Raw genomic sequence first — 20,388 nt, forward strand, 5'->3', positions numbered from 1 at the left:
TTTTTTGTAACAGCGAAACAGCAACCAACAAAAGGAAAAAATGGCCGCTCAGCGGCCGCGCAGCTCGCAGGCAGGGCAGCGCAAGGGGAGAAGAAATGATTGTATTTGACCGCGTTTCCAAGGTGTACCCCGGGGGCAACACCGCACTGAAAAATGTGAGCCTTCACATCCAAAAAGGCGAGTTCGTGTTCGTTCTGGGCCATTCCGGCGCGGGCAAATCCACCTTCCTGAAGCTGATTCTGCGGGAGGAAAAGGCCACCAGCGGCCGGGTGTTTGTGAACGGCAAGGACCTGACCCGCATGAAGGAGCGTGAGGTGCCCTACCTGCGCCGCAACATGGGCGTGGTGTTCCAGGACTTCCGCCTCATTCCCAGCATGACCGCCTATGAAAACGTGGCCTTCGCCATGCGGGTGACCAACATTCCCGAAAAGAAGATCGCCAGCCGGGTGCCCTATGTGTTCAGCCTGGTGGGCCTTTCGGAAAAAATGGACAAATACCCGGACGAGCTTTCCGGCGGCGAGCAGCAGCGCGTGGCGCTGGCCCGCGCTCTGGTGCACAGCCCCCAGCTGATCATCGCCGACGAGCCCACCGGAAACATTGACCCGGAGCTGAGCATCGAGATGATGGAGCTGCTCAGCGCCATCAACAGCGTGGGCATCACCGTGGTGGTGGTTACCCACGAGCATGAGCTGGCCCGCCACTTCAGCAAGCGGGTGATCACCATCGACCACGGCAACGTGATCGGTGACTCCCAGAACCGGCAGGATGCCACCGACGAAGCAGGGGAGGTGATCCTGTGAAGTGGTCCAGCTTTAAATACCTTGCCCGTCAGGGCCTTCACAACATGATCAACAACCGGCTGATGAGCTTTGCCAGCGTGGGCGTGCTCACCGTCTGCCTGATCATCACCGGCGTGGCCGGTCTGTTCACCGCCAACATGAACAGCCTGATGCTGTATCTGCGCAGCCAGAACGAGGTGGTCGTCTATCTGGACGAAAACCTGGACGAGGCGGGCCTCGCCTCGGTGGACAGCGCCCTGCGCTCCATCAGCGGCCTCAAGGAAGTGACCTATGTGTCCAAGGATGAGGCGCTGGATCTGATGCGGGATTCCATGGGCGACAAGGCCGACCTGTTCGATGTGTTCGAGGGCGAGGAAAACCCCTTCCTGGCAAACTACAAGGTAATTTTGCAGGACGTGGGCCAGATGGATGAGATAGTGCCCCAGCTGGAGAGCATCTCCGGCGTGGTGGACGTGAACGTGCCCACCGGCCTTTCCGACCTGGTGGTGAACATCCACAAGGCGGTCACCGTGATCAGTGTGGGCCTTGTGGTGGTGCTGGGCTTCGTGAGCATCGTGGTCATCAGCAACACCATCCGGCTGACCGTGTTCGCCCGCCGCAAGGAGATCAACATCATGAAGTATGTGGGCGCCACCAACGGCTTCATCCGTCTGCCCTTCTTTGTGGAGGGCATCGCCGTGGGCCTGATCGCCGGTCTGATCTCCTCGGCCATCGTGCTGGGCGGCTATCAGCTGCTGATCATTTACAGCGTGGATTTCCCCGCCTTCTGGGGCAGCATTCTGAACAGCGTGCTGCTGGGCATGGATCAGGTCTGGTGGAAGGTGCTGGTCGCCTTCCTGGCCTTCGGCAGCCTGATCGGCAGCGTGGGCACCGCCACCTCCATCCGCAAGTATCTGCACGTATAAACCGCGATCCGCGGCCGGCCGGCCGCGGGCGCCAGCAAAAGGAGCGATTCAAATGAGCAAGCAACTTCGGGCACCCTGGCGGCGGGCGCTGTGCGGCGCGCTGGCCCTTTGCATGGCTGCCATGTGCGGCGGCGCGGCGGCAAGCGCCGACTATAAATCCGACTGGGAGCAGGCGGAGGCGGATCTGAAAAAGGAAGAGAAGATCCTTCAGCAGATCAAAAACGAGAAGGACAAGGCTGAACAGCAGAAGAAGAGCCTGCAGAATCAGCAGACCATCATTGTCAGCCAGATCAACGATACCATCGATCAGATCAACCAGAAGAACAGCGAAATCGCCATCCAGCAGCAGGCCATTGCGGACCAGCAGGCTGTGATCGACGAGCGCTGGGAGGATTTCAAGGAGCGCATGCAGGCCATGCAGGTGATGCAGGATACCGGCGCCGTGGCGGTGCTGGCCAGCGCCCAGAGCCTGTACGATCTGCTCACCTATTCCGACAACCTGCAGCGCATCAGCGAAAAGGATACCGAGATCCTGCAGGAAATGAACGACGAGAAAGCCAAGCTGGAGGCGGAGGAAGCCGAGCTGGAGGCGGCCAAGGCCGAGCTGGAGGACGCGAAAGCCGCGCTGGATAAAAAGGAAAACCAGCTGGCCGCCAACATTCAGGCGCAGAACAGGACCATCAGCGAAAAGCAGGCCGCGGCCCAGGCCCAGGAGACCGTGGTAGCCGAGAAGCAGAAGCGGGCGGACGAGGCCGAGAAGCAGTACGAAGCCTGGGTTGCCAGCCAGGCTTCCACCGGCAGCGGCGTGTGCGCCGAGGGCTTCCGCTGGCCGCTGGACGTCGCCGGCCGGGTGACCACCGAGTTCGGCGCCACCCAGAACATCAACGGTGTGATCCAGACCGGTCACAGCGGCATGGACATTGCCGCCCCCTACGGCACCCCCATCAAGGCTGCCCATGACGGCAAGATCTCTTCCACCACCGGCCACTGGAGCTACGGCAACGTGGTCATGGTGGACAACGGCGACGGCGTGACCACCCTGTATGCCCACATGAGCAGCATTGCCGTGGGTGTGGGCCAGTCGGTGAAGCAGGGCGATGTGATCGGCTATGTGGGATCTACCGGCAACTCCACCGGCAACCACCTGCACTTTGAGGTGCGCATCAACGGCGTGAAGCAGAACCCCCGCAATTATGTGGCGTTCTGATGTTCGCCCCCAACAACGAAAGGAGCCCCATGAAGGACAATAAAAAACTCGTTCGTACCGTGAGCCTGGTGCTTGCCGTGCTCATGGTGCTCACCATCTTCAGCTCCATGGCGATCCAGATCGCCTACCTGATCTGACCGGCTGGAACGCCACGGAGGAACAAGCAAGACCATGAACAAGAAGATTTCCATCAGCATGGCGCTGACCATCGCCATCATCGCCATGACGGTGACCTTTTCCATCACCATGATTCTGGCGCGCCAGATGTTCGACGCCACCATCCCTTCCGTTAAGGAAAAGGAGAGCATGTACAGCAAGATCGCTGAGCTGGACAAATATGTGCGCGCCAGCTACTACGGCGATATTCAGGATGCCACCCTGAACGATATGATGGCCTATGGCTACGTTCTGGGCATTGGCGACAAGAACGCCAGCTACTACACCGCGAAGCAGTACGCCGAGCTGGTGGAGGTGCAGAACGGCAATATCATGGGCATCGGCGTGGACGTGGTGAAGGATTCCTCGGGCCATGCCCGCATCACCAAGGTTTACGATTCCAGCCCCGCCTCTGAGCTGGGCCTGCAGGTGGGCGGCTTCATCACCGCCATCAACGGGGCCGAGGTGAAGGGCCTGACCGCCGCCAACGTGACCGCCCAGCTGCAGGGCGAGGCGGGCACCGAGGTGACCGTGACCTACATGGCGCCGGACGGCACCACCGCCGACCACACCATCAACCGCAGCCGCTATACCATCCCCAGTGTGGAATACCAGATGCTGGGCGAAAGCTACGGTTATATCCGCATCTACCGGTTTGACGGTACCACGCAGGGTACCTTCAGCAAGGCAGTGGAGGATCTGCAGAATCAGGGCGCAAAGGCGCTGATCTTCGACCTGCGCGACAATGCCGGCGGCCAGATGGACGTGGCGGTGAACTGCATCGACCAGCTGGTGCCCGAGGCGGACATCGTGTTCGCGGAGGACAAGAACGGCGAGCAGACCCTGCTGGGCTCCAGCGATGAAAACTATGTGGATCTGCCCATGGTGGTGCTGGTGAACAGCGGCACCGCCAGCACCGCGGAGCTGTTTGCCGCCAGCCTGCGCCAGCTTTCCGGCGCCCAGCTGGTGGGCAGCACCACCGCGGGCAAGGGCACCATTCAGGCGGACCCCTACCGCATGAGCGACGGCAGCGCCGTGGTTATCACCACCGCCAAGATGCTCACCTCGGATAAGACCAGCTTCGACGGCACCGGCCTGACCGTGGACGTTGAGGTGGCCGCCAAGGCCGACGGCAGCGACACCACGCTGGTGGGCGTGGAGGAGGATACCCAGGTTCAGAAGGCCGAGGGTGTTGCCCAGACCATGACCGGCGGAACCGCTTCCACCGGTACCGATGCCACCAGCGCCGCCAGCGGCGACGCTTCCGCCAGCCAGAGCACCGATGAGGGCGGCGAGACTACCGGCGAGAGCACGGATGCCAGCACTGTGGCGGAAAGCACTGCCCAGACCGACGGCACCGACGGCGAATAATTTCAAAATGATCCAGCGGCGCTCCGGCGGCCCATGCAGATGGGCGGCGGGGCGCTGCTGTCTGCCCGGGAAAAGCTCCGGGCGGGCGCGAGAGAAACAGAAAGGCGGGACCCTATGCCCAATTTAACGGATATTTCCACCATTCGGGACCTTTGCGCCCGGTATGACTTCGCACTGTCCAAGGGATTTGGGCAGAACTTCATTGTGAACCCGGGCATCTGCCCCAAGATCGTGGAGGCCGCGGGCATCGACAAGAGCTGGGGCGTGATTGAGGTTGGCCCCGGTGTGGGCGTGCTCACCAAGGAGCTGGCCCTGCGGGCGAACAAGGTGGTGGCCATCGAGGTGGATCAGCGCCTGCCGCCCCTGCTGGCGGAGACGCTGGCCGAGTTCGATAACGTGGAAATCCTTCTGCAGGATGTGCTGAAGGTGGATCTGGCAGGTCTGATCCGGGAGAAATTCGCCGGAATGCCGGTGGCGGTGTGCGCCAACCTGCCCTACTACATCACCAGCCCCATCCTGATGCGGCTGCTGGAGGAGAAACTGCCCATTCAGCACATCACGGTTATGGTGCAGAAGGAGGCGGCAGACCGCATTACTGCCACGCCCGGTACCCGTCAGGCGGGCGCCATCAGCTATGCGGTGGATTACTATGCAAAGCCCCGGCTGCTGTTCACGGTACAGCCCGGCAGCTTCTATCCGCCGCCGAAGGTGACCAGCGCGGTGATTCAGCTGCAGGTGCGCGAGCAGCCCGCGGTGCAGGTGGAAAACGAGGAAGGCTTTTTCAAGCTGGTGCGGGCAGCCTTTGGCCAGCGGCGCAAGACCGCGGCCAACTCCATCAGCAGCGGTCTGGGCCTGCCCAAGGCCCAGGTGGCCGCGGCGCTGGAGGCGGCGGGCCTGAGCCCCACCGCCCGCCCCGAGCAGCTCACGCTGGAAGATTTCTGCGCCTTGCAGAAGGCGCTGGACGCGGCAAAATAAGCCGCCGGTTTGCAAAACGGAACCATGTCGCCGGGCCCCGGCAAAAGGGAAGGAGCCCGGCGACAAAAACCGTCTTGCACCCGGACGATTTTTTTGGTATAATGTCTCTTGTTGAATATGCTGGTGTAGCACAGCTGGTAGTGCAGCTGATTTGTAATCAGCAGGTCGGGGGTTCGAATCCGTCCACCAGCTCCAGTTCGTCGCGGACTCCGGTCCGTGCAAAAGCCCCGGTCGAAGGACCGGGGCTTTCTTCATCCCTGCGTCGCTCCTCACTTCCCCATGAAAATTTGCTCCGCAAATTTTCATGGGGGCCCCAGCAGGGCGTGGCCTGCCCGATGGACTGCGCTCCATTCAAAAAGCCCGGTCGAAAGACCGGGCTTTTCTCATACCGCTGCGTCATTCCTCCTCTTCCCCACGAAATTTTGCGCTGCAAACTTTCGCGGGGGCCCCGGAAGCAAGTTCCGCCAAGGAGCTTGTCGATTTTTCCTTATTCACTCTTCACTAAACCGACAGAGTCGATTTTTGGAAGGGAATAGTGAATAAGTAAGGTGTGCCGCATGCGCGGCACGGATTTTAATGGTTGGGGTGATGATTGTGCCCAGTCCGTTGCAGGATAAATCCAAAGCCTTCGCTTTGGAAATTATCCGGGTATGTAATGAAATCGAGCGTGAAAAACGGGAGGGCGTTCTCGCCAATCAGCTGATTCGATCTGATACCAGCGTGGGGGGCGAATATCCGGGAAGCCATGTATGCCCACGGTAAGGCTGATTTTATTGTAAAATTGCAGATTGCCCTGAAAGAATGTTCGGAAAGTGAATGCTGGCTGGAACTGTTGATTGAGAACGGTTATTATGAAGATTCTGCTATTTTAAAGCAATGCACAGAGGTCAAACGATTGCTGATTGCTTCCATCAATACAGCGAAGAAGCCAGTGTAAAAGTATCTGTTGTGTTGCGATGTTTCAGCTCGCCGCAAGCTGTGTTTGCTTGCGGCACATTTTTTATATCAGACCGGCTTCTCTTCCAAATTCCGTCGGAGTCTGGTATAATAACCCTCAAATGACTCTTTCGCACAAAAGCAAAGGGAAAAATGGAGGCTTTTCCATGAGAACAGCGTGTGTGGACATTGGCGGTACTTATATTAAAACGGCGGTGCTGGAGGACGGGCGGCTTTCCTCTTTGCAGGAAACGCCCACCAATGCGGCTGCCGGCGCGGAGCAGATGCTCCGGAATGTGGCGGAGCTGGTGCACGGGATGCCCGGTGTGCAGTGTGTGGGCATTTCCACTGCCGGCGAGGTGGAGCCGCAGACCGGTCGCATCCGGTTTGCCTGCAACATTCCCGGTTACACCGGTATGAACCCGAAAACTCTGCTGGAGCAGCAGCTGGGCCTGCCGGTGGCGGTGGAAAACGATGTGAACGCCGCTGCCATGGGCGAATACGCCTTCGGTGCGGCAAAGGGGAAACGGGATTTTGTGATGCTCACCTTTGGTACCGGCATCGGCGGCGCGGCCTTTGCGGGCGGGCAGCTGTACCGGGGCAGCCTGGGCAGCGCCGGGGAATTTGGCGGCCTGATCACCCATCCGGAGGCGGTGGACCCGGCCTGCCAGGGCACGGGCAGCTATGAGCGCTACGCCAGTACCACTGCGCTGGTAAAACGGGTAAGCGCCCGCTTTCCGGAACTGACCGACGGCCGGGCCATCTTCGCACGGCTGGAGGATGACAGCGTGCGGGCCGAAGTGGACGGCTGGATCCGCGAGATCAGCTATGGCCTTGTGTCGCTCATCCACGCCTTTGACCCGGAAGCTGTGGTGCTGGGCGGCGGCGTGATGAAGCAGGACTACATCCAGAGCCAGCTGGCCCGGCAGCTGCAGCCGCTTTTAAAGCCCAGTTTCCGGGGCTGCCGGCTGATTCCTGCGCAGCTGGGCAACCAGGCGGGCCTGATGGGCGCGGGGTATCTGGCAGGCCGGTGCGCCGGTCTGGAATGACAGGCTTTTTCGTAAATTCAAAAAAGGAGGCGAAGGAATTTGCCGGATTTGTATGTGATGTTTTCCCACACCAACACCGGAATGGGCCGGATGATCCGGGCGGTGACCGGGAGCAGCTATAACCATGTTTCCATCAGCCTGCGGCCGGATCTGGCGGTCTGCTATTCCTTCGCCCGCCGCAACAAGCACAATGCGCTGGCGGGCGGCTTTGTGGCCGAGGATGCGGGCCGCCTGTGCGACGAGGGCGACATCCGGGTGCGGGTTTGCCGGGTGCCGGTGACCCGGCGCCAGTTCGACGCCGCCCGCAACATGCTCATGGTCTGCCGGGCCCAGCCGGGCCGCACCATCTACAATACATACGGGGCCATGGCCAGTGTGGTGGGGTTCCATCTGGCCCTGCCCGGGGCCTTCACCTGCGTGGAGTTTGTGAGCCGCTGCCTTGGCCTGCGCGTCATTCAGGTGCAGTCGCTGCTGCACCGGCTGGAACCGTATGCCATCTACGAGGGCAGTTATCTGGAATACACCCGCGCCGCAGTGCAGCGGCAGGGCGAATATTTCCGGCCCTTGAGCACCGTGGATGTGGTGCGCCGCAACGCCGGCCACTTTGGGGACCTGAGCCTGCGGCTGGTGTGCAAGATGTATGGCAGAATCTGACGGTGGCCTCTGCCGCAAAAAATGCTTTGCAACCGGGCTCTGGTTCTGGTATAATAAAAACATTCGAGCGGTTCGCCGCCCGTAAGGGCCATTAGCTCAGCTGGTCAGAGCTGTCGGCTCATAACCGATTGGTCCCGGGTTCAAGTCCTGGATGGCCCACCAGACAAAAAGCGCCTTTGCCGATGTTCGGCGAAGGCGCTTTTGTTTTGCTCAGTTGTCGGGCTCGGCGGAGAGATCCTCATCGGTGCATCGGCTGGTTTTCCGATAATCGGTGGGGCTTTGGCCGGTGAACCGGCGGAAGCTCTGGGAAAAATAGCTGGAGGAGGAAAACCCCAGAAAATGAGCAATTTCAGAGAGGTTGTGGTCGGTGTGCTCCAGCAGATATTTGCTTTCCCGGATCCGCCGCTCAATCAGATAGTTGATGGGGGAGATGCCATATTCCTTCTTGAAGGAATGGGCCAGATAATACTTGTTCACGTGGGTGAGGTTTGCCAGCTGATTCAGGTCGATGGGCTCGGCAAAATGTTCGTCGATGTAGCGGCGGGCGGCGGCGCATTCCTTGTTGGTGTGCAGCCCCTGCTCGCTGTTCAGGGTAAAATGGGTGTGCCGCAGCAAAAGCGAGAGCAGCACCACCAGAAGATGCTGGCAGACATTCTCCCAGCCCGGCGGCTGGGTGGAGGCCTCCGAGATCAGCATCCGCAGCAGTGCCGCAATCTCTGAACGGGATTCCCGGTAGTTCAGCACCGAAAACTGCTGGCCCTTGGTGTCGAACACCAGGTCCACCCCGCTGATGCCCAGAGCGATGTATTCCAGCGGATTGCTGGGAATGCTGGATTCCGTGTGTTCCACGTTGGGGTTGATGATGATCATGTCGTCGCTGCCCACGGGCAGCACCCGGTCCTTCATGCGGAACTCACCGATGCCCCGCACGCAGTAAAACAGCTCCATGTTGGGATGGCTGTGCAGGGTGCTGTGCCAGTCTGTGTTGAACTGGGCGTCGGTCACATACAGCAGGCTGGCGTTTCCCAGAAGGGCGGAAAAGGAGCCCGGTGAACGCTGGGAAACGCTCAGATCCAGATCATATCGTTTGGTGCTCATGCAAAAACCTCCCTGCCGGATATTTTTACGGCCGCATATCCGGACGATTTGCATCCGTTCGGCGGCTGCACAAGGCAAAAGACCGAAAATTCCGGAGAATTTATAAAATATTGAGCAAAATATAATCGATTGTTTGGCTTTATTATAACGCCATTTTTTTAAAATGCAAATTTGCATGAACAATTTTGGTTGATAAAGTGAAAAAATATGAGAGTATGATGAAAAATTGGTCGTTTTGAATTGACGATAAAAACAAAAAATAGTGAGCTGTTCTACGAATTTTTTGACAATGGCAATATAGCCAGAAATTGTTTGGGTTTTTTGTTGATATTAAATACAAAAATTACTCCCAAAAGGAGCACATACTGGGGAAAATGAACACAAAAACAAGCAGTATAAAAGTTAGAGCAAGAAAACTCTTGTATTCCTGGTTGGAAACGGTATACTGGAATCAGGAAATGCAGGGAAGCGCGAAAACCGAAGGAAGTGCAACAGCATTCCTTCCGTCCCTGCGTTATGGATACACGAAACAGGAGGTACACTATGAAAAAGGCACTTAGCATGCTGCTGGCAGTCATGATGGCTGCATCCGTGTTCACCGCTTGCGGCGGTGGCACCACCAGCACCGGCTCTACCAGCACCGCCGCTTCCGGCGCGTCCGGCTCCACCGCTTCCGCAGAGGGCGATTACGCCGGCCAGACCCTGAAGGTCGCCGCTATTGAGACCGCTTACGGCTCCGAGATGTGGCAGAAGGTTGTGGATGGCTTCGAAGCCAAGACCGGCGCTACCGTAGAGCTGACCACCGACAAGAACCTGGAGGACGTGATCGATCCCCAGATGAAGGCCGGCAACTTCTACGACGTGGTTCATCTGGCCACCGGCCGTGAGAAGGCTCTGCCCGAGACCATGCTGAAAGAGAACGCTCTGACCGACCTGAGCGACGTTCTGGACATGAAGGTTCTGGGTGAGGACGTGACCGTGGGCGAGAAGATCATCCCCGGCTTCACCGGCAACCTGACCACCAACCCCTACAACGACGACCGCGTTTACATGATGCCCATGTTCTACAGCCCCTGCGGTCTGTTCTACAACAAGGCAAACTTCACCGAGGGCGGCGGCGAGCTGACCCTGCCCACCACCTGGGATGAGTTCTTCGCTCTGGCCGACCAGACCGACATCCCCCTGTTTTCTTACCCCACCGCCGGCTACCTGGATGCGTTCATCTACGCCATGATCCCTGAGGTGGGCGGTCAGGACTTCTTCAACAACGCTCTGCGTTACGACGAGGCTACCTGGGCCAGCGAAGAGATGGGCCAGATGTTCGACGTGCTGGGCAAGCTGGCTGCGAACACCGAGAAGTCCACTCCCTCCAACGGCAACTCCGACAACTTCACCAAGAACCAGCAGCTGATCCTGGACAACAAGGCGCTGTTCATGCCCAACGGCAACTGGGTCATCGGCGAGATGGCCGACGCTCCCCGTGCGGACGGCTTCGAGTGGGGCTTCATGGCTCTGCCTGCAATGGAGCAGGGCGGCGACCGCTACAGCTACACCTTCTTCGAGCAGTGCTGGGTTCCCGCCGGTTCTCAGAATCAGGAGCTGGCCAAGGTATTCATCAGCTACCTGTACAGCGATGAGGCTGCTGCCATCTTCGCCGAGTCCGGTGCGGTTCAGCCCATCGTTGGCATGACCGACAAGCTGAGCGACGACAACAAGGTCTACTACAGCGTATACGACAACGGCGCCAAGGCTGCCATCGGCACCTTCGCCACCACCAAGCCCGTGGAAGGCATGGACTTCAAGCAGGTCTTCTGCTTCACCATGGACAGCGTTGTGAACGGCAACAAGACTGCTGAGCAGTGGCATACCGATATGCAGGATACCTGCAAGACCATGGCCGCAGCCATGGAGTAAACGTTGTCGGCGCTGGCCACAATGTTCAAATGCGCATGGCAAACTGGATGCGCCGTAAGGCGCCTGCCGCGCAGGTAATCTGGTAAACCGGGCGGTGAACAGAAGGAATCAGCCTTTTGTTCACCGCCTTTTAGGTGAGAGGAGTTGGCACAATGCAAAAAAATAAAGCGCGCAGCCGGTTTATTGTGGCATGCGTGGCGCCGGCCACAATATTGGCGTTCATTTTCCTGGCAATCCCCACATTCAACGTGTTCCGCATGTCCCTGTTCCGCTGGGGCGGCTATTCCCCCAATCAGGAATTTGTGGGTCTGGAAAACTTTGTCACCCTGTTCAAGGATGAAAACTTCCTCCGTTCCTGCCGCAACAGCATCCTGCTGATCGTGATGGTCACAGCGGTGACCATCGTGTTCGCACTGCTGTTTGCCGCCATCCTGACCCGTGAGAACCTCAAGGGTCAGAACTTCTTCCGCGTGATCTTCTACATCCCCAACATTCTGTCTGTGGTTGTTATCAGCGCCATCTTCAGCGCCATCTACGACGCCAACAACGGCCTGCTGAACAGCATCCTGAACATCTTCCGGGGCGACGCGGAGCCCATCTACTGGATGGGTGACCAGAAGATCGTTATCTACAGCCTGGCCATCGCCATGGTATGGCAGGCCATCGGTTACTACATGGTCATGTACATGGCCAGCATGTCCTCCATCTCCGAAAGCCTGTACGAGAGCGCGAACCTGGAGGGCGCTTCCCGGACCAAGCAGTTCTTCAGCATCACCCTGCCTCTGATCTGGACCAACATCCGCACCACTCTGACCTTCTTCATCATTTCCAACATCAACATGAGCTTCCTGTTTGTAAAGGCCATGACCAACGGCGGCCCGGACGGCGCCACCGAGGTGTTCCTGAGCTACATGTACAAGCAGGCCTACACCAACTCCACCTACGGCTACGGCATGGCCATCGGTGTTGTGGTGTTCACCTTCTCCTTCGCACTGGCCGCCATCGTGAACAAGGTGACCGAACGCGAAGCGCTGGAATTCTGATCGGAAAGGAAGCGTGTGCGAATGAATGCAAACAAGAAAACAAGCGGCCAGAGAAGCGATGCGCTGATCAAAGCCGTGATCTATATCGTGCTGATCGTGCTTGCAGTCACGATCATTGTGCCTGTGGCGTGGGTGTTTATGGCATCCGTAAAGCAGAACAGCGAGTTCTACGGCAACCCCTTCACCCTGCCTCAGGGCCTCTACCTGCAAAACTTTGTGGATGCCTGGACCAAGGCCCGCATGGGCGAGTACTTCATGACCTCGGTCATGATCACCGCCATGTCGCTGGCGATCCTGCTGCTGGTGGCTCTGCCCGCGGCCTATGTGCTCAGCCGCTACAACTTCATCGGCCGCAAGGTCATCCGCGGCGGCTTCATGGCCGGCCTGTTCATCAACGTGAACTACATCGTTGTTCCCATCTTCCTGATGTTCGTGGCCGGTGACCGGGTGCTGAACTCTCTGTTTGGCAAATCCTTCTTCTTGAACAATCCCTTCGTGGTATCGGTGGTTCTGGCCTCCACCACGCTGCCCTTCACCATCTACCTGCTGAGCAGCTACCTGGCCACTCTGCCCAAGGACTACGAGGAAGCCGCCTATGTGGACGGCGCGGGCTACTTCACCACCATGGTGCGCATCATCCTGCCCATGGCCAAGCCCAGCATCATCACCGTAATCCTGTTCGAGTTCCTGGCTTACTGGAACGAGTACATCATCTCCATGACCATGCTCACCGATCCCAACGGCGCCCGCACCCTGCCGGTTGGCCTGCTGAACCTGATGAAGGCCCAGAACGCCAAGGCCGAGTACGGCCAGATGTACGCCGGTCTGGTTCTGGTCATGATCCCCACGCTGATCCTGTATATGTGTGTACAGAAAAAGCTCACTCAGGGCATGACTCTGGGCGGCCTGAAGGGCTAAGGAGGGAAACACGATGAATGAATACACCAAAAAGACCGTGAAACTGATCCTGGCCGGCATTGCTGCACTGGTGTGCCTGGCGCTGGTCATTGCGGGCCACTCCATGGGCTTCATGGCCGACACCCGGCAGGGAACGATCGGTCTGGGCATCCAGCTGGTGGGTCTGGCCGGCATCCTTGTGCTGCTGTATCTGTATAACAAACCCTACACAAAATAAAACGCACAAACGCGGCGTTCTGCCCGCGCCGAAAAGAGCGGGCAGAACGCCGTATTTTGGTCAAAACCAGGAAAAGAGGAACAACATGAGCGAGAAAAAACTGACCGGCCGGGTAACCATTCCCACCAATCTGGACATTGTGCCGGAAACCATTGATATTCTGAAGCGCTGGGGCGCAGACGCCATCCGCGACTGCGACGGCACCGAATTTCCCGAAGAGCTGACCAAGGTGGGCGCGAAGATCTACTCCACCTACTACACCACCCGGAAGGACAACGCCTGGGCCAAGGCCAACCCGGACGAGGTGCAGCAGTGCTACATCATGACCGGCTTCTACACCGCCACCGGCGACACTCTGTCGATTCCTCTGATGAAGGGCGTTTCCCAGGAGCTGATGGAAGTAAACACCCGCGACGACATCAAGCGCTGGTGGGAAGTGATCGACCGCACCACCGGTGAGGTGGTTCCCGTGGAGCAGTGGAGCTACAACGAGGCCACCGGCTGCGTGGAGATCACCGGCTGCACCGCCTTCCACGACTACACCGTGAGCTTTCTGGCCTACCTGATCTGGGACCCCGTGCACATGTACAATGCGGTGACCAACAACTGGCAGAACTTTGAGCACCAGATCACCTTCGACGTGCGCCAGCCCAAGACCCACAAGTTCACCATGGAGCGCCTGCGCAAGTTCATTGCCGAGCATCCCTATGTGAACGTGATCCGCTACACCACCTTCTTCCATCAGTTCACCCTGCTGTTCGACGAGCTGAAGCGTGAGAAGTATGTGGACTGGTACGGCTATTCCGCCAGCGTTTCCCCCTACATCCTGAAGCAGTTTGAGGAGGAAGTGGGCTACAAGTTCCGCCCCGAGTTCATCATCGATCAGGGCTACTACAACAACCAGTACCGGGTGCCCAGCAAGGAGTTCAAGGACTTCCAGGCCTTCCAGCGCCGCGAGGTTGCCAAGCTGGCCAAGGAGATGGTGGACATCACCCACGAGCTGGGCAAGGAAGCCATGATGTTCCTGGGCGACCACTTCATCGGCACCGAGCCCTTCATGGACGAGTTCAAGACCATCGGCCTGGACGCCGTGGTGGGCAGCGTGGGCAACGGCTCCACCCTGCGTCTGATTTCCGATATTCCCGGCGTGAAGTACACCGAGGGCCGATTCCTGCCCTACTTCTTCCCGGATACCTTCCACGAGGGCGGCGACCCGGTGAAGGAAGCCAAGGAGAACTGGGTGACCGCCCGCCGCGCCATCCTGCGCAAGCCCGTGGACCGGATCGGCTACGGCGGCTACCTGAAGCTGGCGCTGGACTTCCCCGAGTTCGTGGATTACATCGAGAGCGTCTGCAACGAGTTCCGTGAGCTGTACGAGAACGCCAAGGGCACCACCGCCTACTGCGTCAAGACCGTGGCTGTGCTGAACAGCTGGGGCAAGGCCCGCAGCTGGGGCTGCCACATGGTGCACCATGCGCTGTACCAGAAGCAGAACTACAGCTACGCCGGCGTGATCGAGGCGCTGAGCGGCGCTCCCTTCGACGTGAAGTTCATCAGCTTCGACGACATCAAGGCCGACCCGAAGCTGCTGGATTCCATTGACGTGCTGATCAACGTGGGCGACGGCGACACCGCCCACACCGGCGGCGCCGTGTGGGAGGACCCGGAGATCGCTTCTGCCATCAAGGCCTTCATCTACAACGGCGGCGGCTTCATCGGCGTGGGCGAGCCCGCCGGCCACCAGTATCAGGGCCACTACCTGCAGCTGGCCACCGTGATGGGCGTGGAGAAGGAGACCGGCTTCACCCTGAACTACGACAAGTACAACTGGGATGAGCATCGGGATCACTTCATCCTGGCCGACGCCACCAGGGAAGTGGACTTCGGCGAGGGCAAGAAGAACATCTACGCGCTGGAGGGCGCCCAGATCCTGGTTCAGAAGGACAAGGAAGTGCAGATGGCAGTGAACGAGTTCGGCGCCGGCCGCACCGTTTACATCAGCGGCCTGCCCTACACCTTCGAGAACAGCCGCATGCTGTACCGTTCCATCCTGTGGAGCGCCCACGACGAGGACAACCTGCATCGCTGGTTCTCCTCCAACTTCAACGTGGAAGTACATGCCTATGTGAAGAACGGCAAATACTGCGTGGTGAACAACACCTACGAGCCCCAGCATACCACCGTTTACAAGGGCGACGGCACCAGCTTCGAGCTGGATATGGACGCCAACGAGATCAAGTGGTATGAGATCTGATCGGCCCTGATCCGGTTTTGCATCAAGGCGGCCGCCCTCGGGAATGCCCGGCGGCGGCCGCCTCTTTCATTGTCGCGGCGGGGGAAAAACGCCCTGTCGTCTGTTTTCGGAAAGGTTGTGAACGCTGTGACGGACCGCCCCAATATTCTTTTGATCATGACCGATGAGCAGCGGGGAGACTGCCTGGGCTATGCCGGGCACCCGGATGTGAAAACCCCGTATCTGGACTCCCTTGCCGCCGACGGCGTCTATTTTCCCAATGCCTGGTCCGCCTGCCCCACCTGCGTGCCCGCCCGGGCCATTCTGCACACGGGCCTGAGCCAGCGCCACACCGGAAAGGTGGGCTATCAGGATCGGGTGGACTGGAACTACGGCTGCACCATGGCCGGAGAACTGAGCAGGGCCGGCTACTACACCCAGTGCGTGGGCAAGATGCATGTGCATCCCCTGCGCAACTATCTGGGCTTCCACAACGTGGAGCTGCACGACGGCTACCTGCATGAATATCGTTACCCCAATGTGGAATACGGCGAAAACCAGCTGATTGCGGACGATTACTTCCACTGGCTGAAAAGCGAGCTGGGCGCGGATGCGGACGTGACCGACACCGGCATGGACTGCAACGGCTGGACCGCCCGCCCCTGGCCCTATGCGGAAAAATACCACCCCACCAACTGGGTGGCCAGCCGGAGCATCGACTTTCTGCGCCGCCGGGATCCCCGACAGCCCTTCTTTCTGATGGCCAGCTTTGTGCGGCCCCACGCCCCCTACGACGCGCCCCAGTATTACTTCGACCTGTATAAGGACAAGGATCTGCGGCCGCCGGTGAAGGGTGACTGGAACGACACCGCCATGCTGGAAAAGCGGGGTATGGTGTTCAATTCCTGCACCGGGCCAAAAGACCCGGAGCTGATCCGCCAGCAGCAGATCGGCTACTACGCCTGCATCACCCATCTGGACCACCAGATCGGCCGCATCATTCAGGCGCTGATCGAGCACAAGCTGATGGACAACACCGTGATCCTGTTCACCTCCGACCATGGGGAGATGCTGTCCGACCACGGGTGGTGCCGCAAATCGCTGCCCTACAACGGCAGCGCCCACATTCCCATGTTTATCAGCGGGCCGGAGCGGTACATCGGCCCCCGGGGCCGCACCGACGATTCGCTGGTGGAGCTGCGGGACGTGATGCCCACCCTGCTGGAGCTGGCGGGCGCACCGATCCCCGCCCATCTGGACGGGCGCAGCATGCTGCATCCGCTGGACCGGGAATACATCCACGGGGAGCACACCTTCGGCTTCAACCGCTGGTCCAGCCAGTTTATTGTGACAAAGACCGACAAGTTCATCTGGCTGAACGAGCGGAACGAGGAACAGTATTTCGATCTGGTGAACGACCCGGACGAGACCCACAACGCCATCCATGACCCGGACAAGCAGGAGCGGATTGCCTACCTGCGCAATCTGCTGATTCAGGAGCTGAAGGATTCGGAGGAAGGCTATTCCGACGGTACCCGCCTGATTCCCGGCCGCACCCCGGTGAACTGTTTGTCCAACGTGGAGCTGCCCAACTGCTGAATGATGCCGGAAAACGGTTGAATAAGAAAGGATAAATCATTATGCCTATTTTGGTAAGCGGCGGCGCCGGCTACATCGGCAGCCACACCTGCATTGAACTGATGGCAGCCGGCCACGAGATTCTGGTGGCCGACAACTTCTACAACTCCTGCCAGGAGGCTTTGAACCGGGTGGAGCAGATCAGCGGCAAAAAGGTACCCTTTGTGAACATCGACCTGTGCGATGCGGCCAGGGTGGACGAGCTGTTCGATGCGCATCCGGAGATTGACGCGGTGATTCACTTCGCTGCTTATAAAGCAGTGGGCGAGAGCGTTTCCAAGCCGCTGGAATACTACACCAACAATCTGGTCAGCTGCCTGAACGTGCTGAACAGCATGCGCCGCCACGGGGTGAAGAACTTCGTGTTCTCCTCCTCCGCCACCGTTTACGGCGACCCGGCCAGCGTGCCCATCCGGGAGGATTTCCCCGTGGGCGCGGCCACCAATCCCTACGGCGCCACCAAGGTGATGAACGAGCAGATTCTGAAGGATCTGTGCAAGGCCGACCCCACCATGAATGTGGCCCTGCTGCGCTACTTCAACCCCATCGGCGCGCACGAGAGCGGTCTGATCGGCGAGGACCCCAACGGCATTCCCAACAATCTGGTGCCCTACATCGCCAAGGTGGCCGTGGGCAAGCTGGAAAAGGTGCATGTATTCGGCAACGACTACAACACCCCGGACGGCACCGGCGTGCGTGACTACATCCATGTGGTGGATCTGGCCCGGGGCCATGTGGCGGCGCTGAAAAAGCTGTCCACCAACTGCGGCCTGTTCATCTGCAACCTGGGCACCGGCCACGGTTACAGCGTGCTGGATGTGATCAAGGCTTACTCCAAGGCCTGCGGCAAGGAGCTGCCCTATGTGATCGATCCCCGCCGCCCCGGCGACATCGCCGAGTGCTACGCCGACCCCACCAAGGCACGGGAGGAGCTGGGCTGGGAGGCCCAGTACGGCATCGAGGAGATGTGCGCCTCCAGCTACAAGTGGCAGAGCATGAACCCCAACGGGTACAAGGGTTGAACGGCCTGCCCGTTAAGATTGCATTGAGAGATAGGGAGAGAGCATCATGAAAAAACCGATTCTTGTGGTGATGGCAGCAGGTATGGGAAGCCGGTACGGCGGCCTGAAGCAGATTGATCCGGTGGGCAACCACGGCCAGATCATCATCGACTATTCCGCCTACGACGCACGCCGCGCGGGCTTTGAGACCATCGTGTTCATCATCAAGCACGAAATCGAGGACGCCTTCAAGGAAGCCATCGGCAACCGGCTGTCCAAAATCATGGACGTGCGCTACGCCTATCAGGATCTGAACGATCTGCCGGAGGGCTACTCCGTGCCGGAAGGCCGCACCAAGCCCTGGGGCACCAGCCATGCCATTCTGGCCGCCCGTGACGTGATCGACGCACCCTTCGCCGTGATCAACGCCGACGACTACTACGGCCCCGAAGCCTTCAAGGAGATTTACAACTATCTGTCCACCCATCAGGACGACGACAAGTACCGCTTCGCCATGGTGGGCTATCTGCTGAAGAACACCGTGACCGAGAACGGCAGCGTGGCCCGCGGCATCTGCGTGGAAAACGCCGACGGCACCCTGGCCAGCGTGACCGAGCGCACTAAGATCGAGACCTACGAGAACGGCATCCACTTCACCGAGGACGACGGCAAAACCTGGACCGACGTGGACGCGGACAGCGTGGTTTCCATGAACCTGTGGGGCTTCTCCGAGAACTTCGTGGCCGAAGCCAAGACCCGCTTCGCCGCCTTCCTGGACAAGGCTCTGGTGGAGAACCCGCTGAAGGGCGAGTACTTCCTGCCCAGCGTGGTCAGCCAGCTGATCGAGGAGGGCAAGGCCACCGTTCAGGTGCTGCGCAGCACCGACAAGTGGTACGGCGTTACTTACAAAGAGGATAAGCCCGTGGTGGTAAAGGCCATTGCCGACAAGACCGCCGCCGGCCTGTATCCCGATGATCTGTGGAAGGAGTAAGCATCATGGCACTGTGCAAAGCGGAAGAAACCCTGTCTGAGGCCCTGACCGGCTTTGATTTCGGCGGTCAGATCGTGGGCGCCGTGCGTTACGGCAAGGGCCACATCAACGATACCTTCTGTGTATACACCCAGGACGAGGCGGGCGACTGCGTGCGCTTTATTTTGCAGCGCATCAACACCAACACCTTCACCGATCCGGACGGCCTGATGGAAAACATCGTGGGCGTGACCGATTATCTGCGCGGCATCATCGAGAAAAACGGCGGCGATACCGCCCGTGAGACCATGACCGTGCAGCGCACCAAAGAGGGCAAGAACTATTACCGGGACAGCCAGGGCGGCTGCTGGCGTGTGTATCCCTTCGTGGAGGGCACCGTCTGCCTGCAGGCGGTGGAGGATCCGGAGCAGTTCTACCAGAGCGCGGTTGCCTTCGGCAACTTCCAGCGTCTGCTGGCCGGTTACGATGCCGCCACCCTGCATGAGACCATTGCCAAGTTCCACGACACCCGCAACCGGTTTGCCAACTTCAAAAAGGCGCTGGAGGCGGATGCGTGCGGCCGCGCCAGGGACGTGCAGCCGGAGATCGACTTTGTGCTGGCCCGGGAGAAGGACTGCGCCGTGCTGATGGATCAGCTGGAGGCAGGCAAGCTGCCCCTGCGCGTGACCCACAACGACACCAAGCTGAACAACATCCTGATGGACAAGAAAACCGGCACCGGCATCTGTGTCATCGACCTGGATACCGTGATGCCCGGCCTTGCACTGAACGACTTCGGCGATTCCATCCGCTTCGGCGCCAACCACTGCGCCGAGGACGAGAAGGACCTGAGCAAGGTGAACTTTGATCTGGATCTGTTCGAGATCTACACCAAGGGCTTTCTGGAGGCTGCCGGCGATGCGCTGACCGCCGCCGAAAAGGAGAACCTGCCCTGGGGCGCCAAGCTGATGACGCTGGAATGCGGCATCCGCTTCCTCACCGACTATCTGGAGGGTGACCACTACTTCCGGGTACACCGGGAAGGCCAGAATCTGGACCGCTGCCGCACCCAGTTCAAGCTGGTGAGCGACATGGAGGCCAACTGGGACAAGATGAGCGCCATTGTGGCCAAATACTGATTTTCAGGCACACAGGCGGCAGCCGGTTTTCCGGCTGCCGCTTTTTTGCGCTGCGCGGGCGTGCTGTGCTATAATAAGCACGAATCGCCCCGCATAGGAATGAAACAGGGCGCGGGCCGCCTGCCGCGGGGCCCCTTGCGCAAAGCCCGCCCCAAAAGGAGTTG

General features: G+C 59.3%; 19 protein-coding genes and 2 tRNA genes. 20 read left to right on the top strand and 1 reads right to left on the bottom strand.

Annotated elements, in window-relative coordinates; translation table 11 throughout:
* Positions 1-95: 95 nt before the first annotated feature.
* The 11 genes from ftsE to ACESYO_RS09535 all read left to right on the top strand — a co-directional run bounded on the left by ftsE (position 96) and on the right by ACESYO_RS09535 (position 8,215).
* On the top strand, positions 96-800 hold the full coding sequence (ftsE, locus tag ACESYO_RS09485; protein ID WP_058962826.1) for a cell division ATP-binding protein FtsE: 705 nt from the start codon (positions 96-98) through the stop codon (positions 798-800).
* Positions 797-1,705 (top strand): permease-like cell division protein FtsX, encoded by a 909-nt coding sequence (ftsX, locus tag ACESYO_RS09490; RefSeq protein WP_283128729.1) that lies wholly within the window; start codon positions 797-799, stop codon positions 1,703-1,705. The genes ftsE and ftsX overlap by 4 nt, the downstream gene beginning before the upstream one ends.
* A gap of 52 nt (positions 1,706-1,757) precedes the next feature.
* Complete coding sequence (locus tag ACESYO_RS09495; protein WP_276870702.1) at positions 1,758-2,912, top strand: murein hydrolase activator EnvC family protein; 1,155 nt, start codon at positions 1,758-1,760, stop codon at positions 2,910-2,912.
* Positions 2,913-3,083: 171 nt separating this feature from the next.
* The gene (locus ACESYO_RS09500) at positions 3,084-4,439 is read left to right on the top strand and encodes a S41 family peptidase (RefSeq protein WP_373209858.1); all 1,356 of its coding nucleotides are present in this window, start codon (positions 3,084-3,086) and stop codon (positions 4,437-4,439) included.
* Positions 4,440-4,553: 114 nt separating this feature from the next.
* The gene (gene rsmA / locus ACESYO_RS09505) at positions 4,554-5,414 is read left to right on the top strand and encodes a 16S rRNA (adenine(1518)-N(6)/adenine(1519)-N(6))-dimethyltransferase RsmA (RefSeq protein ID WP_373209859.1); all 861 of its coding nucleotides are present in this window, start codon (positions 4,554-4,556) and stop codon (positions 5,412-5,414) included.
* 119 nt (positions 5,415-5,533) lie between these two features.
* Positions 5,534-5,609, top strand: a tRNA-Thr gene (locus tag ACESYO_RS09510).
* Between the two features lie 393 nt (positions 5,610-6,002).
* On the top strand, positions 6,003-6,176 hold the full coding sequence (locus ACESYO_RS09515) for a four helix bundle protein (protein WP_373209865.1): 174 nt from the start codon (positions 6,003-6,005) through the stop codon (positions 6,174-6,176).
* On the top strand, positions 6,160-6,351 hold the full coding sequence (locus tag ACESYO_RS09520; RefSeq protein ID WP_373209860.1) for a four helix bundle protein: 192 nt from the start codon (positions 6,160-6,162) through the stop codon (positions 6,349-6,351). The genes ACESYO_RS09515 and ACESYO_RS09520 overlap by 17 nt, the downstream gene beginning before the upstream one ends.
* 166 nt (positions 6,352-6,517) lie before the next feature.
* Positions 6,518-7,399 carry an ROK family protein gene (locus tag ACESYO_RS09525; RefSeq protein ID WP_373209861.1) on the top strand — a complete coding sequence of 294 codons (882 nt, stop codon included), beginning with the start codon at positions 6,518-6,520 and terminating at the stop codon, positions 7,397-7,399.
* Between the two features lie 39 nt (positions 7,400-7,438).
* On the top strand, positions 7,439-8,053 hold the full coding sequence (locus tag ACESYO_RS09530; RefSeq protein ID WP_283128725.1) for a hypothetical protein: 615 nt from the start codon (positions 7,439-7,441) through the stop codon (positions 8,051-8,053).
* Positions 8,054-8,138: 85 nt separating this feature from the next.
* Positions 8,139-8,215, top strand: a tRNA-Ile gene (locus ACESYO_RS09535).
* Positions 8,216-8,263: 48 nt separating this feature from the next.
* Here ACESYO_RS09535 and ACESYO_RS09540 read toward each other — a convergent pair.
* Positions 8,264-9,151, bottom strand: coding sequence for an AraC family transcriptional regulator (locus tag ACESYO_RS09540; protein WP_283128724.1), 888 nt, complete (start codon positions 9,149-9,151; stop codon positions 8,264-8,266).
* A gap of 543 nt (positions 9,152-9,694) precedes the next feature.
* On the opposite strand from ACESYO_RS09540, the gene ACESYO_RS09545 reads away from it, so the two are divergent.
* The 9 genes from ACESYO_RS09545 (at position 9,695) to ACESYO_RS09585 (ending at position 20,224) form a co-directional block, all read left to right on the top strand.
* Positions 9,695-11,065, top strand: coding sequence for a carbohydrate ABC transporter substrate-binding protein (locus tag ACESYO_RS09545; protein WP_373209862.1), 1,371 nt, complete (start codon positions 9,695-9,697; stop codon positions 11,063-11,065).
* A 152-nt stretch (positions 11,066-11,217) separates the two neighbouring features.
* Positions 11,218-12,108 (top strand): carbohydrate ABC transporter permease, encoded by an 891-nt coding sequence (locus ACESYO_RS09550; protein ID WP_346672657.1) that lies wholly within the window; start codon positions 11,218-11,220, stop codon positions 12,106-12,108.
* Between the two features lie 21 nt (positions 12,109-12,129).
* Positions 12,130-13,026, top strand: coding sequence for a carbohydrate ABC transporter permease (locus ACESYO_RS09555; RefSeq protein WP_058962816.1), 897 nt, complete (start codon positions 12,130-12,132; stop codon positions 13,024-13,026).
* Positions 13,027-13,039: 13 nt separating this feature from the next.
* Positions 13,040-13,243, top strand: a complete 204-nt coding sequence (locus tag ACESYO_RS09560; protein WP_058962815.1) for a DUF6903 family protein — start codon at positions 13,040-13,042, stop codon at positions 13,241-13,243.
* 85 nt (positions 13,244-13,328) lie between these two features.
* A complete protein-coding gene (gene gnpA / locus ACESYO_RS09565) occupies positions 13,329-15,497 on the top strand; it encodes a 1,3-beta-galactosyl-N-acetylhexosamine phosphorylase (protein WP_058962814.1) in 2,169 nt (722 codons plus the stop codon).
* Positions 15,498-15,623: 126 nt separating this feature from the next.
* Positions 15,624-17,075 (top strand): arylsulfatase, encoded by a 1,452-nt coding sequence (locus ACESYO_RS09570; protein ID WP_373209866.1) that lies wholly within the window; start codon positions 15,624-15,626, stop codon positions 17,073-17,075.
* A 41-nt stretch (positions 17,076-17,116) separates the two neighbouring features.
* Positions 17,117-18,136 (top strand): UDP-glucose 4-epimerase GalE, encoded by a 1,020-nt coding sequence (gene galE, locus ACESYO_RS09575; RefSeq protein ID WP_058962813.1) that lies wholly within the window; start codon positions 17,117-17,119, stop codon positions 18,134-18,136.
* Between the two features lie 46 nt (positions 18,137-18,182).
* A complete protein-coding gene (locus tag ACESYO_RS09580) occupies positions 18,183-19,106 on the top strand; it encodes a sugar phosphate nucleotidyltransferase (RefSeq protein WP_058962812.1) in 924 nt (307 codons plus the stop codon).
* Positions 19,107-19,111: 5 nt separating this feature from the next.
* Positions 19,112-20,224, top strand: coding sequence for a phosphotransferase enzyme family protein (locus ACESYO_RS09585; RefSeq protein ID WP_276870086.1), 1,113 nt, complete (start codon positions 19,112-19,114; stop codon positions 20,222-20,224).
* Positions 20,225-20,388: the final 164 nt, after the last annotated feature.

Origin of the sequence: Allofournierella massiliensis (assembly GCF_964241245.1) — a bacterium.
Lineage (GTDB): Bacteria > Bacillota > Clostridia > Oscillospirales > Ruminococcaceae > Allofournierella > Allofournierella massiliensis.

Coding starts and splice junctions, on each gene's coding strand:
- ftsE (WP_058962826.1), top strand. CDS start 96: ATGATTGTATTTGACCGCGTTTCCAAGGTGTACCCCGGGGGCAACACC.
- ACESYO_RS09495 (WP_276870702.1), top strand. CDS start 1,758: ATGAGCAAGCAACTTCGGGCACCCTGGCGGCGGGCGCTGTGCGGCGCG.
- ACESYO_RS09500 (WP_373209858.1), top strand. CDS start 3,084: ATGAACAAGAAGATTTCCATCAGCATGGCGCTGACCATCGCCATCATC.
- rsmA (WP_373209859.1), top strand. CDS start 4,554: ATGCCCAATTTAACGGATATTTCCACCATTCGGGACCTTTGCGCCCGG.
- ACESYO_RS09515 (WP_373209865.1), top strand. CDS start 6,003: ATGATTGTGCCCAGTCCGTTGCAGGATAAATCCAAAGCCTTCGCTTTG.
- ACESYO_RS09520 (WP_373209860.1), top strand. CDS start 6,160: ATGTATGCCCACGGTAAGGCTGATTTTATTGTAAAATTGCAGATTGCC.
- ACESYO_RS09525 (WP_373209861.1), top strand. CDS start 6,518: ATGAGAACAGCGTGTGTGGACATTGGCGGTACTTATATTAAAACGGCG.
- ACESYO_RS09540 (WP_283128724.1), bottom strand. CDS start 9,151: ATGAGCACCAAACGATATGATCTGGATCTGAGCGTTTCCCAGCGTTCA.
- ACESYO_RS09545 (WP_373209862.1), top strand. CDS start 9,695: ATGAAAAAGGCACTTAGCATGCTGCTGGCAGTCATGATGGCTGCATCC.
- ACESYO_RS09550 (WP_346672657.1), top strand. CDS start 11,218: ATGCAAAAAAATAAAGCGCGCAGCCGGTTTATTGTGGCATGCGTGGCG.
- ACESYO_RS09555 (WP_058962816.1), top strand. CDS start 12,130: ATGAATGCAAACAAGAAAACAAGCGGCCAGAGAAGCGATGCGCTGATC.
- ACESYO_RS09560 (WP_058962815.1), top strand. CDS start 13,040: ATGAATGAATACACCAAAAAGACCGTGAAACTGATCCTGGCCGGCATT.
- gnpA (WP_058962814.1), top strand. CDS start 13,329: ATGAGCGAGAAAAAACTGACCGGCCGGGTAACCATTCCCACCAATCTG.
- galE (WP_058962813.1), top strand. CDS start 17,117: ATGCCTATTTTGGTAAGCGGCGGCGCCGGCTACATCGGCAGCCACACC.
- ACESYO_RS09580 (WP_058962812.1), top strand. CDS start 18,183: ATGAAAAAACCGATTCTTGTGGTGATGGCAGCAGGTATGGGAAGCCGG.
- ACESYO_RS09585 (WP_276870086.1), top strand. CDS start 19,112: ATGGCACTGTGCAAAGCGGAAGAAACCCTGTCTGAGGCCCTGACCGGC.